This is a genomic window from Aurantimicrobium sp. (assembly GCF_036667855.1).
Classification (GTDB): Bacteria; Actinomycetota; Actinomycetes; order Actinomycetales; family Microbacteriaceae; genus Aurantimicrobium.
Genome location: NZ_JAVWTF010000074.1, coordinates 1 through 4,847 on the forward strand (window position 1 = coordinate 1; position 4,847 = coordinate 4,847).

At 56.5% G+C, this 4,847-nt stretch carries 5 protein-coding genes; 1 reads left to right on the forward strand and 4 read right to left on the reverse strand.

Translation table 11 applies throughout. From position 1 onward, the window contains the following. Positions 1 to 124 precede the first annotated feature (124 nt). The 3 genes from RR877_RS09720 to dapE form a co-directional block, all read right to left on the reverse strand. Positions 125 to 295: a DUF3117 domain-containing protein gene (locus RR877_RS09720; RefSeq protein ID WP_110233974.1), complete on the reverse strand. Its 171-nt coding sequence runs from the start codon at positions 293 to 295 to the stop codon at positions 125 to 127. Between the two features lie 113 nt (positions 296 to 408). Next, the gene (locus RR877_RS09725; RefSeq protein WP_332619176.1) at positions 409 to 1,593 is read right to left on the reverse strand and encodes a hypothetical protein; all 1,185 of its coding nucleotides are present in this window, start codon (positions 1,591 to 1,593) and stop codon (positions 409 to 411) included. Positions 1,594 to 1,607: 14 nt separating this feature from the next. Next, on the reverse strand, positions 1,608 to 2,690 hold the full coding sequence (gene dapE / locus RR877_RS09730; RefSeq protein WP_332619175.1) for a succinyl-diaminopimelate desuccinylase: 1,083 nt from the start codon (positions 2,688 to 2,690) through the stop codon (positions 1,608 to 1,610). A gap of 31 nt (positions 2,691 to 2,721) precedes the next feature. Between dapE and dapD the strand changes: the two genes are divergently transcribed. Further along, on the forward strand, positions 2,722 to 3,669 hold the full coding sequence (gene dapD / locus RR877_RS09735; protein WP_332551259.1) for a 2,3,4,5-tetrahydropyridine-2,6-dicarboxylate N-succinyltransferase: 948 nt from the start codon (positions 2,722 to 2,724) through the stop codon (positions 3,667 to 3,669). Positions 3,670 to 3,684: 15 nt separating this feature from the next. Here the strand turns inward: dapD and RR877_RS09740 are convergent, their stop codons facing one another. Continuing rightward, a complete protein-coding gene (locus RR877_RS09740; protein ID WP_332551260.1) occupies positions 3,685 to 4,728 on the reverse strand; it encodes an alcohol dehydrogenase catalytic domain-containing protein in 1,044 nt (347 codons plus the stop codon). Positions 4,729 to 4,847 lie beyond the last annotated feature (119 nt).

Sequence of the window (4,847 nt, forward strand, 5' to 3'; positions counted from 1 at the left end):
GAACTATTTGGTTGCAAAGAAATACTCCCCAGAAATTGGATACTGATTAATCAGTCCAACTTTTGGGGAGCAGTTCACAGTGAGCGGGGGTTTTCTGTATTCGGTTTCCCGAAGAAGTTGTTTACTAGGCAGGAACTACCTTCGCCAATACGTCGTGAAGCTCCTTCGCCTCAGCGTCGTTGACGGAGACGACCAAACGGCCACCACCTTCGAGAGGTACGCGCACAATAATGAGGCGACCTTCCTTGACAGCCTCCATGGGACCGTCGCCGGTCCGTGGCTTCATTGCAGCCATTTAGGCCACCCCTTTCACTTACTTTGTGTACTTCTATTATCCCGTATTGTTTGGTGCCCAAAAACCACATGAAGGCCTCAAACCGCTTCGGAATCCGTTGTTTCGGACGCTTTTTAGGGCGGACTCCAGTCGTATCCATCGATACGCCAGCAGATCAAGAGCCAACCCCACTGCAAGACGATAAACAGCACCACCATGATGACGCGATAGACCTTGGACTTGGGCGCCGCAATGGCTCCCAAGACAGGAAAGAGCGGCGCGAGCAGACGGAATGTGCTCGACTGTGGGAAGAACACTGCCAGCAGATACAGCGCATAGCTGGCCAGCCAGAATCGAACATCCACGCCCAGCTTCTTCATCGCAGGGGTGAAGAGGAAGACAAAGAAACCCAGCACGAGAGCACCGAGCAGAATGTAGCCACCGAGTTCGGGATAACCAAAGCTTGTTGTCCACCACTGGGCAGCGTGAATCCAGGGGGTGAAAGGAATGAGTTCTTGGTAGCCAATGTAGGCAGAGCGCCAAGCCAGTTCAGTATCCAGATAGGCAGTGGGAACGCCAGTTACCCAACCAGCGATAAACATCCAGGCAAAACCCGCACCAGCAGAGATGAGTGCCACAGAAGCTAACAGCACTCGCTCACGCGTGGGGAAGCGAGAACGCTTCCGCTTGGCATAGCGATAAATCCAGTGCAGGCCAATCGCCAGTGCCACAGCCAACGCTCCTGGCCTGGTCAAAGACAACACAATGACCACCGGAATAACCCAGCCATAGAGTCTGCGCTGCATGAGCAAGATCACCAGAGCAATCAGGAACAGTTGCATCGACTCGGCATAGGCCAGCTGGAACAGCGGTGACACCGGGGAGACAGCGAACAGCACAATGGCAAAGAGTGCCTGCTGGGCAGGCACATGCTTGATCAGGACCTTGTAGAAGACCAGGGAAGCCGCCAGCGCAAACAGCACCGAGATGAGCACACCCGAGATGCTCCATGGCAAGCCCGTGATGACCATGAGTCCGCGCACAATAGCGGGATAGGCAGGCAAGAATGCCCACGCGTTCTCTCCGACGTGTCCGTCCTCTGTATAGGGAATCTCGTGCGGATACCCCGTCTCCGCAATGATGTTGTACCAGCGACCATCCCACATGGTGGAGAAATCCCAGAGGGAGGGCTGAGCACTCGTCCACGCATTTTCTGCCTGCTGGCCAGCTAACGCGAGCAGCATGACGGTAGACACCGCACGCCCTAACAGGAACACCAGAGTGACCTGAAGCCACCACGGCAGTCTAGTTTTTGTCATCCCCCGATAACCAGTTACTTGCTCAGCCAGCTACGCAGTGCGCGCTCGCACTCAAGAATCTGCGAGGTGAGCACACGCTCATCATCGGTGTGGGCCAGGGAAGGATCTCCGGGGCCAAAATTCACCGCAGGAATACCTAGTGCCGAGAATCGCGCCACATCTGTCCAGCCATATTTCGGCATGGGCTCAGCTCCAACGGCAGCAACAAAGTCCTGGGCCAGCGCTGCGGTCAAACCCGGACGAGCACCCTCGGCACTATCAGTGACAACAACCTCGAATCCGGCAAAGACTTCCTCCACATGAGCGAGTGCCTGGGCAACTGTCTTATCTGGCGCGAACCGGTAGTTCACGGTGAGCACTGCCTCATCAGGAATCACGTTGCCGGCAACGCCACCAGAAACCCCCACAGCACTGAGGCCCTCACGGTAGTCAAGACCATCCACGGTCACTGTGGCAGGTGAATACGCAGCTAATGCAGCAAGGGCAGGTGCAAGCTTGTGAATGGCGTTCTCGCCCTTCCAGGCGCGTGCAGAGTGTGCTCGCACGCCGTGCGTGCGCACCTCCACGCGCAGGGTGCCATTGCAGCCACCTTCGACGGTGGAATTGCTAGGTTCACCCAAGATGGCGAAGTCTGCCTGAAGAAGTTCTGGAGAAACGGCTGCCAGACGACCCAAGCCATTCAGTTCAGACGCAACCTCTTCGTTGTCGTACCAAATCCAGGTGATGTCATAGGCGGGCTCAGTGAGCTCTGCAGCCAGTTTCACTGCTACAGCCACACCGGCCTTCATGTCGACCGTGCCACGACCCCAGAGCCACTCGGCGCCTTCGTCTTCGCTCCAGCGAATAGGAAGGTTGTTGTTCACGGGAACAGTGTCAATGTGTCCGGCAATCACCACGCGCTGCGCACGACCCAGATTTGTCTTCGCAACCAGTGCATTGCCGTTACGAATGATCTCCAGGTGAGGTAAGCCAGTGAGCGCTGACTCAATCGCATCAGCGAGAGTTTGTTCGTTGCCTGAGACCGACTCGATGTTGCAGATATCGGCGGTGAGCTCCACGCTTGAGCGCGACAGGTCTAGCGAAGCGTGAGAGGACATAGGCCAAGTTTATCGCCGGTAATCTAGAGGCATGGTTTCTACGCAGACGAACACGCACGCTTGGGGCTATGGCCTGGCAACTATTGCCGGCGATGGCACCGTTCTCGACACCTGGTATCCCGCTCCTCAGCTGGGACAACTGCCTGCTGGTCGCGACAAGTGGATCGTTCCTGCCGAGATCGAAGACCTCGTAGGCGAAGACGCCCGCCGCAACGTCAAGCTCGAAGCTGTCACCATCGAGATCAACCTGTCAGAGCCTGCCAACGGCACATCTGATGCCTACCTGCGTCTCCACCTGCTCTCACATCTCCTGGTTCAGCCCAACACCATCAACCTCGATGGCATCTTTGGTCAGCTTCCCAATGTGGTGTGGACCAACGCAGGCCCCGTCCACCCCGATGATTTCACCGCGCTGCGCCCCCGCTTACTGCGTGCCGGCATTCAGGCTCAGGGAATCGACCGATTCCCTCGCCTGACCGACTACGTAACCCCAGACCGCGTGCGCATCGCGGATGCATCTCGTGTTCGCTTGGGTGCACACCTGGCTCCCGGAACCGTCATCATGCACGAGGGCTTTGTGAACTTCAACGCTGGCACCCTGGGCACCTCGATGGTGGAAGGCCGCATCTCTCAGGGTGTTGTCGTGGGCGACGGTTCAGATATCGGTGGTGGCGCTTCAATCATGGGCACCCTTTCCGGTGGTGGCACCGAGAAGGTCAAGATTGGTCAGCGTTCGCTCCTGGGGGCAAACTCCGGTATCGGTATCTCCATTGGAGATGACTGTGTTGTTGAAGCTGGTCTCTATGTCACTGCCGGCACCAAGGTGAACGTCATTGATGGCGAGAACACCACTGTACTCAAGGCCAAGGAACTCTCTGGCGTGAACAACCTGTTGTTCCGCCGAAACTCCCTCACCGGTGCCGTTGAGGTCACCTCACGCACGGGCGTGGGCATCGTGCTGAACTCAGCACTGCACTAAATAGTTCCAGCAGTTCTAGGGCTGAATGATGGTGACGCCAGGCTCTGTGCCGGTGCTCATCTTGGCGAGTGCTTCAGGCACGGCATCCAGCGGGATTCTGTGGGTGATGAACTGACCTGGGTCAATCACACCTGTAGCAATATCTGCCAACAGCTCTGGATAGGCAGCGGCTGCCATTCCGTGTGATCCCAGAACGCTGAGCTCTTTGGCAATCACCACATGCATCGGCACGGTTGCTTTGTCGCCGATCTTGGCGGGCAACAACAATCCGATCTGGACGTGACGACCCTGCACACGCAGGCTTTCCACTGCTGACTTCGCCGTGGGAATGCTTCCTAAGGCATCCACAGAAACGTCTACTCCCTCAGGAAAAACATTCTTGATTGCGACCACAACGTCGCCCTTAGCAGCGTTGAACACATGTGTTGCCCCAACCTGCGACGCAAGCTCCAAAGCCGCAGCATTCACATCAACCGCAACCACGGTTGCTCCCGATGCGGCGGCGATCATGATGGCGGCTAAACCAATTCCGCCGCAGCCGAACACAGCTACCGTTTCACCGGGTTGAACCTCGGCAACATGCTTGATAGCGCGATAGCTGGTGGCAAAACGGCACCCGAGGCTTGCAGCCACCTCAAATGAAACCTCATCAGGCAGCACAACAGCATTGAAGTCTGCGCGTGGGATCGCTACAAACTCGGCATAGGTGCCGGGGCCACTAAATCCAGGTTGCCACTGGTCAGGGCACACCTGCGCATTGCCACTTTCACACCAGGAACATTCACCGCAACCACAAACAAAGGGAAAGACAACGCGGTCCCCTACTTTCAGGTTGGTAACTCCTAAACCAACCTCGTGCACAACGCCAGCAAACTCATGCCCGGGAACGTGAGGAAAGACCGTGATGTCGGGATCATGACCCTGCCACGCATGCCAATCAGAGCGACATAGCCCTGCAGCTTTGACCTGAACAACAACGACACCAGCAGGCGCAGTGGGTGTATCCAGCTCTGCCACAACAAGTGGTTCACCAAACTTCTCGAACTGCACTGCTTTCATAGCCACCACACTACCTGCGACAAAAACAAGAAAGCCCCTCAGTGAACTGAACCCCAAAAGTTGGAGTTCTAATAGGGAGCCGTTTCTAAGTTTGCAAGGGATTGGGTCCGGTAGTCAAC